Here is a 17,133-nt window from a genome sequence, read left to right on the forward strand (position 1 = left end):
AACCTCAGACGGGTCTCACCCGGCGACTCCGACCCTTCGCGAACGAGATCCAGAGCTTCTCGGGCGCGGTGGACGCCCCGTCTGCCCGCCGAAAGCTCCAACATGCGCGCAAGCGATACTCGGCTCGATAGCGGAGCCGACCGCTGACCAGAAAGTCGCCCGCGGCCACCGCGTCCTGCTGCACGTTCTGCGCGAGGTCGATCCAGGTCTGTTCCGGTGTCGTGACAGGCAGATCATGGATGAGCCAGGTCTCCCACCGGGCGAGCTTGTGGCCGGCGAATCCGGCGATGGCCGGCGCGCGGCCGGGCGCGCGGACGGTCACGTGGATGAGCGGATCGATGTGTGGCAGCGGAATGCCGTAGAACGCTGCCGCCGTCGTATGGCTGAAGGCGAAGTCGGTCCTGCGGTGGGTTGCGTATGCACGGCATCGCGCCAGGAGGCCATCCGCCTCGCGAGCGACGCGGATTCCTCGAATGGGGCGGACGAGTTCATGACTGCGAAGCTGCCGCGCGGACAGTCCGCTCTTCAGTGCATCGTGCGTCGTGAAGGGTTCACGTCGGAGATCCTCGGGAAGCGGCTGGATATTGCTCGTCATCCGAACACCCTGCCACGCGCGCCCTCCCGGTCCGGAGTTATCCACAACACGCACTGCCGAGGGGCACGTTGTTGTCCCCTTCGGCGTCCGAGGGGGACAACAACGTGCCCCTCGGCGGGAGGGAGCCCGAGGCTAGGAGGGCTGGACGGGGACAGGCTCGGTGTCGGGGATGGGGGAGGCGTCGCGGCCGCGCAGGTCGGGGTGGACGCGCCACGCCAGCGCCGGCACGAGGAAGCCGACGAGCGCGAAGGCGCCGGCGGCCCAGAACGCACCGACAGGGCCGTTGGCGTCGATCAGGAAGCCCGCCAGCGCCGAGCCGAGCGCGGCTCCGATCAGCTGGCCGGTGCCGACCCAGCCGTAGGCCTCCGCCGTGTCGGAGAACTTGACGCTCGCCGAGACGATCGCGAAGAGCACGGCGAGCGCCGGCGCGATCCCGAGGCCCGCGATGATGAGCGAGAGCGACAGCCCCCACCACGACCACAGCATGAAGGTGGAGATCACGACGCCGACGAAGACGATCAGCATGCGGCGCGCCGTCGCCCACGGCCCGATGGGGACGTGCCCGAAGGCCAGGCCGCCGACCAGTGAGCCGAGCGACCAGATGGCGAGCACGATGCCCGCGAACGGCGAGCCTTCGCCGAAGTTGGCGACGACGCCCGCCTCCACGGCCGCGCACGACCCGATGAGCAGGAAGCCCACGACCGTCGCCAGCAGCACGGGAGGCCGGGCCAGCACCACGCCGAACCGCCGCTTGCTGCGCGGGATGCGCACGCGGCCGACCTCGGGCGACGAGATGAACCAGAACCCGCCGAGCAGCATGATCGCGACCGACATCAGGATGCCCTCGACGGTGCCGATCTGGGTCGAGACGAACGTGATCGCGACGGGGCCGGCGATCCAGATGATCTCCTGGGCCGAGGCGTCGAGCGAGAACAGCGGGGTGAGCTGCCGCGAGTTGACCATCTTCGGGTAGATCGTGCGCACCGCGGGCTGGATGGGCGGCATGCTGAGCCCCGCGAAGAACGCGACCGCCATCGTGACGGGGATGGGCATGACGAACACGCCGATCGCGGCGACAGCGACGGAGCACAGCGCGAGCGTCGTCCAGAGGACCGTGCGCATGCCCAGCACGCCCATCAGCCGGCTCGTCATCGGGCCGGCGATGGCCTGGCCGATGCTCATCGCGCCCAGCACGAGCCCGGCCGCCCCGTAGGAGTGGTGGATGCGTTCGATGTGCAGCAGGAAGGCCAGCGACAGCATCCCGAACGGGAACCGGGCGGTCAGCTGGGCAGCGATGATACGCGCGACGCCCGGCGTCTTCAGAAGGCTCGAGTAGCTGCTCACAGTCTTCCCACTCTATCGGTCGCAGCGGGTGGCGGAAGGGGTGTGGAACCCGTTCGAGGGGGTGTGGAAATGTGCATAACTTTCCCACACCTGTGGATGACACGCCCACTAGATATGGGGGCATGGAAATGTCGGCACCCGGCTATATAGTGGTTCACGCGACAGGGGGTCCGGCCGATTCTCGGGGAGGCCGGAGGCTGTCGCGACGGACTTCGCCGCTCGTCCGAGCGGCACTGTGTGAACCGAATATTCGTGTGAACCCAGAACACGGGAAGAGGGAGAGAAAGTGGCTATCACTGTTGTGAAGCGGAACGGCGAGCGGGAGCCGTACGACGCCAACAAGATCAATCTGGCCATCGAGAACGCGGCAGCCGGCCTGGATGAGAACATCACCTGGGTCACGCAGATCGCGAGCGAGCTGGAACTGACCCTGTTCGACGGCATCACGACCCAGCAGCTCGACGAGGCGGTCATCCAGGTCGCCCTCCAGAACGTCAAGGACGACCCCGCATTCGACACCGTGGCCGCGCGCCTCCTCCTCAAGACCATCTACAAGCGCGTCCTCGGCGACTACGAGGGGTTCGACGAGCTCGTCGAGCTCCACTCCAGCCACTTCCGCGGCTACATCGAGCGCGGCGTCTCCGAGACGCTCCTCGACTCGCGCTTCACCTCGCTCTTCGACCTCGACCGCCTCGCCGGCTACCTCGACCCGTCGCGTGACGAGCTGCTCAAGTACATCGGCGTGGTCACCCTCAACAACCGCTACGGCATCAAGGCCCGCAACGGCGACTCGCTCGAGGTCCCCCAGTACTTCTGGATGCGCATCGCGATGGGCCTCTCCCTCAACGAGGCCGACCCGACCGAGCACGCCATCGCGTTCTACGACAAGATGTCCAAGCTCGAGTACCTCGCCGCGGGCTCCACGCTCGTCAACGCGGGAACCGCCTACCCGCAGCTCTCCAACTGCTTCGTCATGGAGATGCAGGACGACATCGAGCACATCGCCAAGTCGGTGCGCGACGTCATGTGGCTCACCAAGGGCACCGGCGGCATCGGCCTCTCTGTGACCAAGCTGCGCGCCCAGGGCTCGCCCATCCGCTCGAACAACACCACCTCCACCGGCCCGATCCCGTTCATGCACACGATCGACTCGGTGCTCCGCGCGGTCAGCCGCGGCGGCAAGAAGTTCGGCGCGCTCTGCTTCTACATGGAGAACTGGCACCTCGACTTCCCCGAGTTCCTCGACCTCCGCCAGAACTCGGGCGACCCGTACCGCCGCACCCGCACCGCCAACACCGCCGTGTGGATCAGCGACGAGTTCATGAAGCGCGTGCAGAACGACGAAGACTGGTACCTCTTCGACCCGCTGGAGGTCTCCGACCTCAACGAGCTCTACGGCAAGGAGTTCTCGGCCCGCTTCCAGCACTACATCGACGAGGCCGAGGCCGGCCGCCTGCGGATGTTCAAGAAGATCAGCGCCCGTGCGCAGTTCAAGGACATCCTGATGAGCCTGCAGACCACCAGCCACCCGTGGCTGACCTGGAAGGACACGATCAACAACCGCGCCCTCAACAACAACACGGGCACGATCCACCTCTCCAACCTCTGCACCGAGATCACGCTGCCGCAGGACCGCGACAACGTCTCGGTCTGCAACCTGGCCTCCATCAACCTGTCGCGTCACCTGATCGACGGCAAGATGGACTGGGAGCGCATCGAGGCGAGCGCCCGCCAGGCCGTGCGCCAGCTGGACAACCTGATCGACATCACGGTCTCCAGCGTCGACGAGGCCGACTTCTCCAACCAGCAGAACCGCGCGATCGGTCTGGGTGTCATGGGCTTCACCGACATCGTCGAGCGCCTCGGCTTCAGCTACGAGAGCGAAGAGGCGTACGCCCTGATCGACGAGATCATGGAGCACGTCTCGTACGCGGCCATCGACGAGAGCGCCGACCTGGCGCAGGAGCGCGGCGCGTACCCGAACTTCGAGGGCTCGCGCTGGTCGAAGGGCCTGGTTCCCTATGACTCGATCGCGCTGACGGAGGCCGACCGCGGCGTGCCGATCACGGTGGACCGCACGATCCGTCTCGACTGGGACCGCCTGCGCGAGAAGGTCAAGGGCGGCATGCGCAACGCCACCCTCATGGCGATCGCCCCGACGGCCTCCATCGGCCTGGTCGCCGGTACGACGCCGGGCTTCGACCCGCAGTTCTCGCAGATCTTCAGCCGGTCGACCTCCTCGGGCAAGTTCCTCGAGGTCAACCGCAACCTGGTCGAGACGCTGCAGGAGCGGGGCATCTGGCAGGACGTCCGCGAGTCGATCCTGCGCTCGCAGGGCGACATCCAGGGCATCGCCGAGATCCCGGACGAGGTCAAGGCCACGTTCAAGACCAGCTTCCAGCTCTCGCCCTACGCCTTCATCGAGGTCGCGGCGCGTGCCCAGAAGTGGATCGACCAGGCGATCAGCCGCAACATGTACCTCGAGACGCGTGATCTCGGCGACATGATGGACATCTACTACGCCGCGTGGGAGAAGGGTGTCAAGACCACCTACTACCTGCACATGAAGCCGCGTCACCAGGCCGAGCAGTCGACCGTCAAGGTCAACAAGGCGGAAGAGATCTCGGGAGGCCGCACCGGCTTCGCGACGGTCGGCGCCGGTGCTCCGGCCGCTGCCCCCGCCGTCACCGAGACGGCCCCCGCGGCCGCTCCGGCCCGCCGCGGGTTCGGCTTCGGCGGCCTCACCTCCAACAACGCCGCTGGGGGTGACAAGTAATGAACAGCACCAAGATCGAGGAATACTACGTGCCGGTCGACCCGATGGACGACCTGCAGTGCGAGTCCTGCCAGTAAGCCCCGCGCCAGCACGAGATCACGAGAGAAGAGAAACACAGATGGGCATCCTGGGAACGGGAATCGAAGAGGGACTGCTGCTCAAGCCGGTCAAGTACCAGTGGGCGATGGACCTCTACGACCAGGCCGTGGCGAACACGTGGTTCCCCAACGAGATCCAGCTCGGTGAGGACATCGCGGACTTCAAGAAGATGACCGACGAGGAGCGTCACGCCGTCACCTTCCTGATGAGCTACTTCAACCCGAACGAGCTCCTGGTCAACAAGGCGCTGGCGTTCGGCGTGTACCCCTACATCAACGCGGCGGAGGCGCACCTCTACCTCGCCAAGCAGATGTGGGAGGAGGCCAACCACTGCATGTCGTTCGAGTACGTCCTCGAGACGTTCCCGATCGACCGCGAGCAGGCGTACAACTCCCACGTCGACATCCCGTCGATGGCGCGCAAGGAGGAGTTCGAGGTCGGCTTCATCAAGCGGATGACCGAGCAGACGCTCGACATCACGACGACCGAGGGCAAGCGGGACTTCATCCGCAACCTGGTGGCGTACAACGTCATCCTCGAGGGGATCTGGTTCTACTCGGGCTTCATGGTCGCGTTGTCGTTCCGCCAGCGGAACCTGCTGCGCAACTTCGGTTCGCTGATCGACTGGGTGGTGCGCGACGAGTCGCTGCACCTGAAGTTCGGCATCAACCTCATCCTGACGGTGCTGGAGGAGAACCCCGACCTGCAGACGCCGGAGTTCGCGAACGAGATCCGCCAGATGATCCTGGACGCCGTGGAGATGGAGGAGCAGTACAACCGCGACCTCCTGCCGGGCGGCATCCTGGGCCTGAACGCCAACTACATCAACCAGTACGTCAAGTACCTGGCGGACCGCCGTCTGGAGGAGCTCGGCTTCGAGGCCGAGTACAAGGTCTCCAACCCGGCCAAGTGGATGGCGACCGCGAACGACACGCTCGAGCTGGTCAACTTCTTCGAGTCGACCAACACGTCGTACGAGTCGAACGCGAAGGCGTCCAGCGGGCACTGAGTCCGCAGCACCATCATCGCCGAAGGGCGGTTCCGGGATGACCGGAACCGCCCTTCGGCGCATGCGGTGGGCGCCGCTCAGCCCCGGCCGCGCACGAGGACGGTGATGGCTGCGGCGACGATCGCGAGAACCGCGACACCGGCGAAGAGCAGCTGGAAGCCGCCCGCCGTGGCGTCCGCGTGCGAGTGGCCCTGGGCGAGGAGGGTCGCGGTCTGTGCTGCCGCCACCGTTCCGAGGCCGGCCAGCCCGATGGCGCCGCCGATCTGCTGGCTGGTGTTGACCAGTCCGCTCGCGAGGCCGGACTCCCGATCGGCCACTCCGCGCACGGCGAGTTGCGTCGCGGTCACGAAGGCGGCTCCCAGCCCGGCGCCGATCACGACGCTGGGGAGGATGAACCCGGTCAGCAGCCCGGTGGGCGCGGCGACCGTGAACCAGACGACCCCGGCGGCCAGCAGGACGAGCGATCCGGTGAGTGTCGTGCGGAGACCGACCCGGGCGACGACGGTGGGGACCAGTCCGGCCACGGCGACGAGCGCCAGGGCGAGGGGGAGCTGGCTCAGGCCGGCCGCTAGGGCGTCCAGCCGCAGCACCTCCTGGAGGTAGACGGAGAGCGCGAAGAACAGGGCGACGGTCGCGCCTCCCACGAGCAGCATCACCAGGTCGCCGGCCGCGGCATCCCGGTTGCGGAAGAACCGGAGCGGCACCAGCGGGTGCGCCGACCGGCGCTCGATCAGGACGAACGCGGCGAGCAGCACGACCCCGGCCGCGGCGAGTCCGAGCACGAGCGGGTGGGTCCAGCCGAGCGCGGAGCCTTCGCTCAGCGCCGCGACCACCGCGGCGAGCCCGAGGGTCGCGGTGGCTGCGCCCGCGCCGTCCATGCGCTCAGCGGCGCCGCGTGGGTCGCGCCCGACGAGTCGAGGCAGCACGATCAGCACCAGGATGCCGACGGGGACGTTGACGAAGAACACAGCAGGCCAGCCGAACGCCGCGGTCAGCACCCCGCCGAGCAGGACGCCGGCGGCGCTTCCCATGCCCGCGACGGCGCCCCAGATGCCGAGCGCCTTGCCGCGCGCCTCGGCGTCGGGGAACAGCTGGGTCAGCAGGGCGAGGGAGGCCGGCGCGAGCAGGGCCGCGAACCCGCCCTGGACCGCGCGGGCGGCGAGCAGCATCCCGCCGCCGATCGACAGCCCGGCGAGCAGGGAGGCCGCGGTGAAGCCGGCCACCCCGATGAGGAAGACGCGCCGGTGTCCGAAGCGGTCGGCGAGTCGTCCGCCCAGGAGCAGCAGCCCGCCGAAGGGGAGGACGTACGCCGTGATCACCCAGGCGAGGGCCGCCGTGTCGAGGCCGAGGGCGGCGCCGACGCTGGGGAGGGCGATGTTGACGATGGAGGCGTCGAGCACGACGAGGAACTGGGCGAGCGCGAGGACGGCGAGCGCCCACCAGCGGTGTGCGCTGCGCCGAGTGGGCGCTGCTCCGGTGGAAGCTGTGGCAGTGGAGGTGGACATTTCTGGATCCTTTCGATCTGTGAGTGATTGATCAATCACTCTTGAGGGCTGAGTAAACCGGGCGGCCTGCCCGGTCTCGTGATCAGGGGTGACGGATGCCGCGCGTGAGCGTGGCCGCCCAGGCGTCGGGGACGTCCTTCAGTCTGGCGGTGACGATGAGATGGCAGAGCTGGCCGAAGGCGATGAAGCGCTGGACGGCCTCCGGCTCGGCGCCGGTCCGCGTCGTGGCGTAGCGGGTGACTCTGGCGAGTCCGCGGCGCAGCGCCTCCCGGATCTCCGGGACGTCCGACGCCGACTGCGCATGCACCTGGAGCATGAGGAGGCTGCGATCGGCGATGAGCTCGGCGTATGCGCCTCCCATCGCGTCGAGCAGCTCGTCGGGGGTTGCGTCGCCGACCGCGTCGGCGCCCTGCTCGAGTGCGGCTTCGATGAGTTCGAAGCATCGATCGAGGGCGGCGACGAACAGGCTCTCCTTGCCGGGGAACAGCTTGAAGACATAGGCGGGCGAGATGTCGGCGTCCGCGGCGACGGCGGCGATGGGGGTACCCAGGTAGCCGCTGCGTGCGAAGACGGCGATGGCGCTGGCGAGGACGGCTTCGCGGCGATCCTCGGCGGTGGAGAGCGTTCGTGGCATGTGAGTGACTGTACACTCACTCTTCTGACGGGCGCAAGAGCCGTGCGAGAATCGGGGGATGAATCCTCTCGTCTCCGTCGCTGAGCTCGCCGCCGCCCTGACCGGGCCGAACCCTCCGCGCGTGCTCGACGTCCGCTGGAAGCTCGGAGGCCCTCCCGGCCGCGAGGAGTTCGCGAAGGGCCACCTCCCGTCGGCCGTCTACGTCGACCTCGACACCGAGCTCGCCGGCCACGGCCTGCCGACCGACGGTCGGCATCCGCTGCCGGAGATCGTCGACTTCGAGGCCGCCGCCCGCGGCTGGGGGCTGAACGACGGCGATGCCGCAGTGGTCTACGACGACGTCTCCGGCACCTCTGCCGCTCGGGCCTGGTGGCTGCTGCGGCACGCGGGATTCGAGAACGTGCGCGTGCTCGACGGCGGCCTGACCGCCTGGGTCGCCGCCGGAGGAGCCCTCGAGACAGGTGCGCCGGAGGTCACGCCAGGGACCGTCCACCTCGAGTACGGTCAGTTGCCGGTGCTGGATGCGGACACGGCCGCGTCCGTCGCCGCGCACGGCGTGCTGCTCGATGCCCGGGCCGGTGAGCGCTTCCGCGGCGAAGTGGAGCCGGTCGATCCGCGCGCCGGCCACATCCCGGGTGCCGTGAGCGCCCCGACGGCCGAGACGATCGGCCCCGACGGCCGGATGCTGCCGCCAGACGACCTCGCCGCGCGCTTCGCGGCTCTCGGCGTCGACGCGGACACCCGGGTAGGCGTCTACTGCGGATCCGGCGTCACCGCCGCGCACGCCGCCCTGGCGATGGAGGCCGCCGGCCTGCCGATCCCGGCGCTCTACCCCGGCTCGTTCTCGGCCTGGTCGAACGACCCGGCCCGTCCGGTCGCCGTCGGCGCCGCCTGACGGCCGGCGGTGCGCCGAGCCCGCTACTCGGCCGCCACCGCCTCCTCCGCGTGGTGGCACGCGACTTCCCGGAGCGGCAGCTCGCGCCCGCCGAACTCCCGGAGGGCCGGCGCGGTCGTGCGGCATTCGTCGGTGGCGAGCCAGCAGCGCGGGTTGAATCGGCAGCCGGCCGGCGGGTCGACCGGCGATGGCGGCTCACCCATCAGCATGCGGCGTTTCGCGAGCCGGCCGCGGCCCGCCCGCGTCGCGGTCGGCGTCGCCGAGAGCAGTGACTTCGTGTACGGGTGCGACGGGGCGTCGTAGATCGCCTCGGTGTCGCCGAGCTCCGCGATGCGGCCGAGGTACATCACGGCGACCCGGTCGGCGAGGTGGCGCACGACCGACAGATCGTGCGCGATGAACACGATGGACACGCCGAGCCGCTGGCGGAGGTCGGCGAGGAGGTTGATCACCTGCGCCTGCACCGACACGTCGAGCGCCGAAACGGGCTCGTCGCAGACCAGCACGTCCGGGTCGAGGGCGAGCGCCCGCGCGATGCCGATGCGCTGCCGCTGACCGCCGGAGAACTGGTGCGCGAAGCGGCCGAGCATCTCCTCGCCGAGGCCCACCAGTTCGAGCAGCTCGACAGCGCGCGCCCGGCGTGCTGCGCGGCCCATCGCGTGCGACGCCGCGAGCGGCTCCGTCACGATGTCGAGCACGGTCAGCCGCGGGTCGAGGGAGGCGTACGGGTCCTGGAAGATCATCTGGACGCCCTGGCGCAGATGCTTCCTGTCGCTCAGGCGCCCGCGGCTGACATCGCGCCCGCGGTAGCTGATCGTGCCGCCGTCCGGGCGTTCGAGGCCGACGAGCATGCGGGCGAGGGTGGACTTGCCGCAGCCGGACTCGCCGACGATGCCGAGCACCTCGCCCGCGTGCAGGTCGAGGCTGACGCCGTCGACGGCCGAGACGGTGGCGCCCTTCAGTCGCGATCCGGTCGCGAACCGGCGCACGAGTCCGGAGGCGCTGAGGACGATGTCGCGGTCGTCGAATCGGCCGCCCGCGCGGCCGTCCGCGGCCGGTCGGTCCAGCGTCGCGGCGCGGGGGTCAGGGGACGAGTTCACCGATGAGCTCCTCGGATCGGAGGCAGGCGGCCTGCCTGCCGGCGGCGACCTCCACGAGCGGAGGCCGGCTGGTGGCGCACGCGTCCACCGCGAGGTGGCAGCGCGGGTGGAACGAGCAGCCGCTCGGCACGCGCGCCGGGCTGGGCGGCGAACCGGGGATGGTGAGGAGATCGGACCCGCGCTGCGCCGCCTGCGGCACGGACCGCAGCAGCGCCTGCGTGTAGGGGTGGGCCGGGTGGTCGAAGACCGCGTCGGCGCTGCCCGACTCGACGATGCGGCCGGCGTACATGACCGAGACGTGGTCGGCGACCTCCATCACCACGCCGAGGTCGTGGGTGATGAGGAGGACGCCCATCCCGAGCTGGTCGCGCAGCGAGCCAAGGAGATCGAGGATCTGGGCCTGCACTGTCACGTCCAGCGCGGTGGTCGGCTCGTCGGCGATCAGCAGCTCGGGCTCGAGGGCGATCGCCATCGCGATCAGGATGCGCTGGCGCATGCCGCCGGAGAACTGGTGCGGGTAGTCGTCGACCCGTCGTGCGGGCGCCGGGATGCCGACCAGCCCGAGCAGCTCGACGGCGCGGGCGCGCGCCTGCCTGCGGGTGGCCCCGCGGTGCACGCGGAACAGCTCGCCGATCTGGTCGCCGATCGTCATCACGGGGTTGAGCGCAGAGAGTGCGTCCTGCAGCACGAGTGCGATCCGCTCGCCGCGCAGCCGGCGCCTGGCCTCCTCGTCGATCGCGAGGAGGTCGATCTCGCCGAGCCGCAGCTCGTCGGCCGTGACGCGGGTGTATTCGTCGCCGAGCCCCATCACCGCGCGGGCGGTGACGGACTTGCCGGAGCCGGACTCGCCGAGCAGTGCGACGAACTCGCCGCGGCCGACCCGGAGGTCGACCTCCCTGACCGCGGGTACGTCGGGCCCCGAGCCCGTGAAGGCCACGGAGAGGTTGCGTACGCGCAGCACCTCGGCCGCGCGATCGTTTCTGGTGTCCACGCTGACATCCTCGCATGAGAGTGATTTCCGGAATGTTTCAATCGGGAAACAGATTTGCCGAATTTTTAAATCAATATTGACACAGATGCCGGATATCCGCGAGATTGTGTCCTACTGCGCCTCGCGGCGCACTCTCGACACCACCTCACCAGGAATCACCCACCTCACCAGGAATCAAAGGAGACCGCGTGCTCGACCCCTCCCCGCGCTATACCGGCTACACGGCGTACGACTACCTCGAGGCAGGAAAGGACTACCGCGAGTTCCGCTACGCCCAGCAGATCGGCCGCGTTCCCGCCTACGCCGGACTCGACCTCAGCGACGCCCAGAAGGAGCGCACGACCAGCCTCCTCACCGAGTCCACCGTGATCTCGCTGCACGACCACGTGCAGGTGTTCCCGGAGGACATGACCCAGCTCCGCGACCACATCCGCCAGGGCCGCGAACCAACCGGCTACGAGGGCCTCAGCCGCTCGGGCATCACCGCCGTCTTCGACAACGGCATGGACGGCACCTGCTGCATCTCGAGCGACGCCGGTTGGAAGTACCAGGACGTGCTGTTCGACCTCGGCGTGCGGATGGCCGACCTCGCCCACCAGGACTTCGTCATCAAGGGCGAGACGATCAAGGACATCGAGTACGCGGCAGAGACCGGGCGCATCGCGCACATCTTCGCGCTCGAGGCCGCGACGCCCATCGAGAACGAGGTCGACCGCCTCGACGTGCTCTACGGGTTCGGCGTGCGCCAGATGGGCATCGCCTACTCGGAGGCGAACTACCTCGGCTCCGGCCTGAAGGAGCGCGGCGACGGCGGCCTCACCTACTTCGGCGAGCGCGCCATCGAGCGGATGAACAAGCTCGGCATCGCCATCGACGTCTCGCACTCCGGCGACCGCACGGCCGTCGACGCGATCAAGGCCTCCACGCAGCCGGTGTTCATCACCCACGCGGGAGCGCGCGGCCTCTGGCCGACCAACCGGATGAAGACCGACGAGACCATCATCGAGTGCGCCAAGCGCGGCGGCGTGATCGGCATCGAGGCCGCCCCGCACACCACGCTCTCGCCGCAGCACCCGCGGCACTCGCTGGAGTCGGTCATGGACCACTTCCAGTACTGCGTCGACCTGGTCGGCCTCGAGCACGTCAGCTTCGGCCCTGACACGCTCTTCGGCGACCACGTCGGACTGCACGACGCGTTCTCGTCCAACCTGTCCATCGGCCAGGCGCACGGGCACGTCGACTACGAGAAGGTCGAGTACGTCGACGGCCTCGAGAACCCGGCCGAGGAGTTCTACAACATCATCGGCTGGCTGGTGAAGCACAACTACTCCGACGACGAGATCCGCGCCGTCGTGGGTGGCAACACGATGCGGGTCCTGAAGGAGGTGTGGGTCTGATGCGCCCACGGAAGATCGCGATCGCCGCGGCGGCACTCGCCGCCTCGGCGCTCGCCCTGAGCGCGTGCGCCCCCAGCGCACCGCCCGCCGCGAGCACGGCGACCGCCGGCTCGCAGACGCTCACGGTGGCGACCACCACCGACGTCGTGAACTACAACCCGCTCGTCGGCAACAGCCGCAGCGACTACTGGATTACGAACCTCATGTACCCGCACCTGCTGAGCATCGCGAACGACGGTTCCAAGGAGCCGCAGCTGGCGACCAAGTGGGGGTATGTGAACGACACCACCGGCTACTACGAGATCCGGGACGACCTGAAGTGGAGCGACGGCCAGCCGCTCACCGCCGAGGACGTCGCCTGGACGATGAACGCCGTCAAGAAGGACAAGCCGTCCGGCACGTTCTACGGCCAGCTGGTGAACCTGGACACGGCGAAGGCGGTCTCCAAGACCCGCGTCGAGTTCACGCTCACCCAGCCGGACTCGTCGATCGTGGAGGAGATCGGCTTCTGGGGCAACATCGTCCCGAAGCACATCTTCGAGAAGGCCGACTCCGTCGCCACCTTCCCGAACGACGGCAAGGACGGCGGCTGGGTCAGCGCAGGGCCGTACGTGCTCAGCAAGGTGCAGGTCGGCCAGAGCTACACGCTCGACCGCGTCGCCGACTATCCGCTGGTGAAGGGCGGGACGCCGCTGTCGGCCAAGGTCGTCTACCGTGTGTTCCCCGACATCAACACCGAGATCCTGGCGCTGCAGAGCGGTGAGGTCGACGTGATCGCCAACGCGCTACCGCCGGCGCAGGTCGCCAAGCTCAAGTCCACCACCGGCGTCTCCGTCGAGGAGGCCGTGGGTCTCGGCTACGCGCACATGACCTACAACATGAACAACCCGGACCTCGCCAAGGTGGAGGTGCGTCAGGCGCTCGCGCACGCGGTCGACTACAACGCCATCCGCAAGGTCGTGCTGCAGGGCCAGGCGGTGTCGACGGGTTCCAGCCCGCTGATGCCGGTGCTGAAGAACTACTACGACCCGTCGATCAAGGAGTACGCCTTCGACACCGACGAGTCGCGGTCGCTCATGCAGAAGGCCGGCTACGCGGCCGGTTCCGACGGCATGTTCCCGGTGAAGTTCCGCCTCATCTACTCGCTGCAGGACAGCGTCACCAGCCAGTGGGCCACTCTGGTGAAGGACAGCGCGGCCAAGGCGGGAATCGCGATCGAGTTGCAGGGCACCGAGCGCAACACCTATCTCGCGATGACCAACAAGGGCGACTTCGACATCTATGCGGGCAACTTCGCCATCATGGACGACCCGGTGACGAACATGACGCTCGCCTACCTGCCGGGCGGCGCGATCAACTACTCCTACGTCGACGACGCGAAGCTCAACGATCTGATCGCCCAGGGCACCGCGACGACCGACAAGGACAAGAAGGTCAAGCTGATGCGCGAGGCGGCGAAGATCGTGCGGGACAACGTGTACGACAACATCATGTACACGCAGAACCTGTACTTCGCCCACAGCTCGAAGTGGACCGGGTTCGTGTCCAAGCCCAGCGAGCTGCTGTCCATCGTCAACCCGGTGTCGCTCGCGAGCGCGCACCCGACCGGCAAGTAAGAAGGGCCCCGCGTGTCCCGGTTCCTGTTCCTCCTTCCACGGCTCGGCCGGGGAGTCCTCACGATCTGGTTCGCCGTGACCGTGACGTTCCTCCTGCTGCGGCTGCTTCCCGGAGACCCGGCGCTGGCGGTCGCCAGCCCGAACATGACCGAGGACACGCGGGCGGCCCTCCTGAAGCAGTACGGGCTCGATCAGCCGCTGATCGTGCAGTACGGCATCTATCTGTGGCAGCTCATCCAGGGCAACCTGGGGGTGTCGTTCACGCAGTCGATTCCTGTGCTCGACGTGCTGATGCAACGACTCCCGTGGACGCTGCTGCTCACGGGCACCGCGCTCGTGGCCACGGTGGCCGTCGGCATCCCGCTCGGGGTGCTGGCGGCCTCCCACCGCGGCCGGTTCCTGGACAGGCTGGTGCAGATCGTCGGGGTGACCGGGCAGTCGATCTTCGTCCCGAGCATCGGCGTCCTGCTGCTGTTCGTGTTCGGCCTGATGCTCGGCTGGCTGCCGATCGGCGGCGCGTACGACCAGGACGCCTACGGGCTCGCCTGGTACGGCAGCGTCGCGACGCACCTCATCCTCCCCGCGCTCTCGCTCATGCTCGTGCAGCTCGGCTCGTACGTGCTGACCATGCGCTCGACGCTGATCGACGCGCTAGGGGAGGACTACACGACCCTCGCGAAGGCCAACGGCCTCCCGTACCGCCGCGTGCTCTGGAAGCACGCGCTGCGCAACGCGCTCCTGCCCACGACCACCCTCATCGGCCTCCAGCTGGGCTTCCTCGTGGGCGGCGCCGTGCTCACCGAGACGGTCTTCGCCTACCCGGGCATCGGCCGCGGGATCTACGAGGCCGTCACCCAGCTCGACTTCCCTGTGCTGCAGGGTGCGTTCCTGATGCTCGCGATCACCGTCGTGGTCGCCAACATGATCACGGACACCGTCTACGGTTTCCTCGACCCGAGAGTGAAGAAGGCCTGATGTCGCAGTCGAACACCGTGACCCACTCGGACGCGGCGACCGCCGACCAGGCCGACCCCGCCGTCATCGAGGAGGAGTCCGTCGGGCTGGAGCCCGTCGCCCTCGAGAACGGCAGGGCCGCCGCGCAGACCTGGCGGGCGTTCCGGCGAGAGCCGCTCGGCATGCTCGCCCTCGGCGTCCTCATTCTCCTGACGATCGTCGCGATCGCCGCACCGCTGATCGCGCCCTACCCGCCGAGCTACGGGGAGGACGTGCTCGCGCCGCCCGGCCTCCCGCACTGGTTCGGCACCGACAGCCTCGGCAGGGACGTCTTCGGCGAGGTGGTCTGGGGCTCGCAGCAGAGCATCCTGGTGGCCGTCGCGGCATCGGCGATCGCCATCGTCCTCGGCACCGTCATCGCCGTGGTCGGCGCCTATTTCCGCCGGCTCGACGGCTTCATCAGCGTCGTCGTCGACCTGACGCTGTCGCTGCCGGTGCTCCCGCTGATGATCCTCATCGCGGCGCTGGTCGGCCCCAGCACGACCACGATCATCCTCGTGGTCGCCGCGTTCTCGTGGCCGGAGGTCACCCGGCTGGTGCGCTCGCAGGCGTTGACCGTGGTGCGCCTGCCCTACGTCGACGCCGCTCGGCTCATGACGACGTCCCCGCTGTGGATCATCGTGCGTCACGTCGTGCCCGCCGTCACCCCGGTGATCGTGGTCTCGGTGGTCGTCACGGCCTCCCGCGCCGTGCTCTCGGCTGCCGGCCTCGCCTTCCTCGGCCTCGGCGACCCGAACGTGTGGTCGTGGGGCCGCATCCTCTACGAGGCGCAGCAGTCCGGTGCGATGTCGAGCGCCTGGTGGCTGACGCTGTTCCCGTCGCTCGCGATCCTGCTGCTGGTGCTCTCGGCCACGCTGCTCTCGATCGCCTACAACGACGCCCGCAATCCCAAGTCCCGGCGCCGCTGACCGGCTCCGCCCCCCGAAGCTCCACCGACCGCAGAACCGACCGAAGGAGGCCCGTGTTCCCCACCCGCCTGAGCGCCGAGGTGCTCGACCGGCTGCAGGAGCGCGTCCGTGAGCGCCTGCGCGCCGCGCAGCTGGACGCCCTGCTCACTGACTCGCCCGAGGACGTCGCCTACCTCACCGGCTTCTTCCACCACCCCTGCGAGCGCCCGGTCGCCGTCTGGATCGGGGCCGACGGCGGCGCCGTGCTGCTGGTTCCCGAGCTCGAGCGCGAGAACGCCGAGCGTCAGGAGGCCCGCGGCGAGATCGTCTCGTACCCCGAGTTCCCCGGCGTACTGCCGCCGTTCCGGGCGCTCGCCGATCGCGTCGGTGCCGCCGGCCGTGTGGGATACACGACGGGGATGACGTGGGAGCGGCAGCACGCCGCCTTCTCCGAGCTGACGGTGACCGAAGCCGTCCCCACCCCGATCGTCACCGTCGCCCGCTTCGTCAAGCTCCCCGAGGAGGTCGCCCTCCACGCCGAGGCGGCGCGCATCACCGACCTGATGCTGGAGGCCGGCGTCGCACTGATCCGCGAGCGGATCTCCGGCGGGAGCGAGCTGCCCAGCGAGGCCGAACTGGCATCGCACGTCGGCGGAGTCGGCGTCGCGACCATGTACGCGGAGCACGACGACGTGATCGTCGTCTCTCCGCTCGCGGGCGGCTTGGTCTACGCCGGCGCCAACTCCGCTTACCCGCACGGGCTGCCGTCCGGCTACCGGCTGCGCCCGGGCGACACGTTCATGCTCTCGCTCGGCTGCGCGGTCGGCGGCCGGTTCGTGGAGGGAGAACGCACCTTCGTGCTCGGTGAGCCGACCGCCGAGCAGCGGCGATACCACGACGCCGTCCGGCTCGCGCAGGAGATCGGCGGGCGCGCCATCCGGCCCGGCCGCGAGTGCCGCAACGCCAACCGCAACTGCCTCGACGTCATCCGCGACGCCGGACTCGGCGAGTACCTCCGCCACCGTCAGGGCCACGGCATCGGCCTCGGCATGCACGAGCCGCCGTGGCTGGAGGACGGCGACGACACCCCGCTGGAGGCGGGGATGATCGTGTCGAACGAGCCGGGCATCTACATCCCCGGCCACGCCGGTTACCGGATCTCCGACAGCATGCTGGTGACGGCGGACGGCTCGCGGCCGCTCACCGCCTTCCCGCGCGACCTCGACTCCTGCACGATCGCACTCTGAACCACACCGCACCGGAAGAAAGGA

14 protein-coding genes are annotated in these 17,133 nt (G+C 68.9%); 8 read left to right on the forward strand and 6 right to left on the reverse strand.

All coding sequences use genetic code 11. From position 1 onward, the window contains the following. Positions 1-4 precede the first annotated feature (4 nt). Both JNB50_RS09690 and JNB50_RS09695 read right to left on the reverse strand, forming a co-directional pair. Complete coding sequence (locus JNB50_RS09690) at positions 5-595, reverse strand: hypothetical protein (protein ID WP_208039910.1); 591 nt, start codon at positions 593-595, stop codon at positions 5-7. A 132-nt stretch (positions 596-727) separates the two neighbouring features. Continuing rightward, on the reverse strand, positions 728-1,939 hold the full coding sequence (locus JNB50_RS09695; protein WP_208039911.1) for an MFS transporter: 1,212 nt from the start codon (positions 1,937-1,939) through the stop codon (positions 728-730). Between the two features lie 286 nt (positions 1,940-2,225). On the opposite strand from JNB50_RS09695, the gene JNB50_RS09700 reads away from it, so the two are divergent. After that, positions 2,226-4,715, forward strand: coding sequence for a ribonucleoside-diphosphate reductase subunit alpha (locus JNB50_RS09700; RefSeq protein WP_208039912.1), 2,490 nt, complete (start codon positions 2,226-2,228; stop codon positions 4,713-4,715). Positions 4,716-4,833: 118 nt separating this feature from the next. Continuing rightward, positions 4,834-5,823, forward strand: a complete 990-nt coding sequence (locus JNB50_RS09705) for a ribonucleotide-diphosphate reductase subunit beta (protein ID WP_208039913.1) — start codon at positions 4,834-4,836, stop codon at positions 5,821-5,823. A gap of 77 nt (positions 5,824-5,900) precedes the next feature. Here the strand turns inward: JNB50_RS09705 and JNB50_RS09710 are convergent, their stop codons facing one another. Next, positions 5,901-7,328 (reverse strand): DHA2 family efflux MFS transporter permease subunit, encoded by a 1,428-nt coding sequence (locus JNB50_RS09710; protein WP_208039914.1) that lies wholly within the window; start codon positions 7,326-7,328, stop codon positions 5,901-5,903. Positions 7,329-7,410: 82 nt separating this feature from the next. Further along, positions 7,411-7,962 carry a TetR/AcrR family transcriptional regulator gene (locus JNB50_RS09715; protein ID WP_208039915.1) on the reverse strand — a complete coding sequence of 184 codons (552 nt, stop codon included), beginning with the start codon at positions 7,960-7,962 and terminating at the stop codon, positions 7,411-7,413. Positions 7,963-8,020: 58 nt separating this feature from the next. Here JNB50_RS09715 and JNB50_RS09720 point away from each other — a divergent pair, with 58 nt between their 5' ends. Next, positions 8,021-8,857 (forward strand): sulfurtransferase, encoded by an 837-nt coding sequence (locus JNB50_RS09720; RefSeq protein ID WP_208039916.1) that lies wholly within the window; start codon positions 8,021-8,023, stop codon positions 8,855-8,857. A gap of 23 nt (positions 8,858-8,880) precedes the next feature. Here JNB50_RS09720 and JNB50_RS09725 read toward each other — a convergent pair whose 3' ends face one another. Together JNB50_RS09725 and JNB50_RS09730 are read right to left on the reverse strand one after the other, a co-directional pair. Next, positions 8,881-9,957, reverse strand: a complete 1,077-nt coding sequence (locus tag JNB50_RS09725; protein WP_307794671.1) for an oligopeptide/dipeptide ABC transporter ATP-binding protein — start codon at positions 9,955-9,957, stop codon at positions 8,881-8,883. Then, positions 9,941-10,948, reverse strand: a complete 1,008-nt coding sequence (locus JNB50_RS09730) for an ABC transporter ATP-binding protein (protein ID WP_208039917.1) — start codon at positions 10,946-10,948, stop codon at positions 9,941-9,943. The genes JNB50_RS09725 and JNB50_RS09730 overlap by 17 nt, the downstream gene beginning before the upstream one ends. A gap of 188 nt (positions 10,949-11,136) precedes the next feature. Between JNB50_RS09730 and JNB50_RS09735 the strand changes: the two genes are divergently transcribed. The 5 genes from JNB50_RS09735 to JNB50_RS09755 are packed head-to-tail and all read left to right on the forward strand — an operon-like array spanning position 11,137 to position 17,109. Then, positions 11,137-12,345, forward strand: coding sequence for a dipeptidase (locus tag JNB50_RS09735; protein WP_208039918.1), 1,209 nt, complete (start codon positions 11,137-11,139; stop codon positions 12,343-12,345). After that, positions 12,345-13,961: an ABC transporter substrate-binding protein gene (locus JNB50_RS09740; RefSeq protein WP_208039919.1), complete on the forward strand. Its 1,617-nt coding sequence runs from the start codon at positions 12,345-12,347 to the stop codon at positions 13,959-13,961. Before JNB50_RS09735 ends, JNB50_RS09740 begins: the two co-directional genes overlap by 1 nt. Positions 13,962-13,973: 12 nt before the next feature. Further along, the gene (locus JNB50_RS09745; RefSeq protein WP_208039920.1) at positions 13,974-14,936 is read left to right on the forward strand and encodes an ABC transporter permease; all 963 of its coding nucleotides are present in this window, start codon (positions 13,974-13,976) and stop codon (positions 14,934-14,936) included. Next, positions 14,936-15,883 carry an ABC transporter permease gene (locus JNB50_RS09750; protein WP_243768266.1) on the forward strand — a complete coding sequence of 316 codons (948 nt, stop codon included), beginning with the start codon at positions 14,936-14,938 and terminating at the stop codon, positions 15,881-15,883. Before JNB50_RS09745 ends, JNB50_RS09750 begins: the two co-directional genes overlap by 1 nt. 53 nt (positions 15,884-15,936) lie before the next feature. Beyond that, the gene (locus JNB50_RS09755) at positions 15,937-17,109 is read left to right on the forward strand and encodes a Xaa-Pro peptidase family protein (RefSeq protein ID WP_208039921.1); all 1,173 of its coding nucleotides are present in this window, start codon (positions 15,937-15,939) and stop codon (positions 17,107-17,109) included. The last annotated feature ends 24 nt before the right edge of the window (positions 17,110-17,133 follow it).

The sequence above is a fragment of the Leifsonia sp. TF02-11 genome, from assembly GCF_017565305.1.
In the GTDB taxonomy this organism is placed as follows: Bacteria; Actinomycetota; Actinomycetes; order Actinomycetales; family Microbacteriaceae; genus Leifsonia.

Excerpts from the sequence above, each read along its gene's own strand:
- JNB50_RS09690 (WP_208039910.1), bottom strand. The coding sequence starts at position 595 with ATGACGAGCAATATCCAGCCGCTTCCCGAGGATCTCCGACGTGAACCC.
- JNB50_RS09705 (WP_208039913.1), top strand. The coding sequence starts at position 4,834 with ATGGGCATCCTGGGAACGGGAATCGAAGAGGGACTGCTGCTCAAGCCG.
- JNB50_RS09710 (WP_208039914.1), bottom strand. The coding sequence starts at position 7,328 with ATGTCCACCTCCACTGCCACAGCTTCCACCGGAGCAGCGCCCACTCGG.
- JNB50_RS09715 (WP_208039915.1), bottom strand. The coding sequence starts at position 7,962 with ATGCCACGAACGCTCTCCACCGCCGAGGATCGCCGCGAAGCCGTCCTC.
- JNB50_RS09720 (WP_208039916.1), top strand. The coding sequence starts at position 8,021 with ATGAATCCTCTCGTCTCCGTCGCTGAGCTCGCCGCCGCCCTGACCGGG.
- JNB50_RS09740 (WP_208039919.1), top strand. The coding sequence starts at position 12,345 with ATGCGCCCACGGAAGATCGCGATCGCCGCGGCGGCACTCGCCGCCTCG.
- JNB50_RS09750 (WP_243768266.1), top strand. The coding sequence starts at position 14,936 with ATGTCGCAGTCGAACACCGTGACCCACTCGGACGCGGCGACCGCCGAC.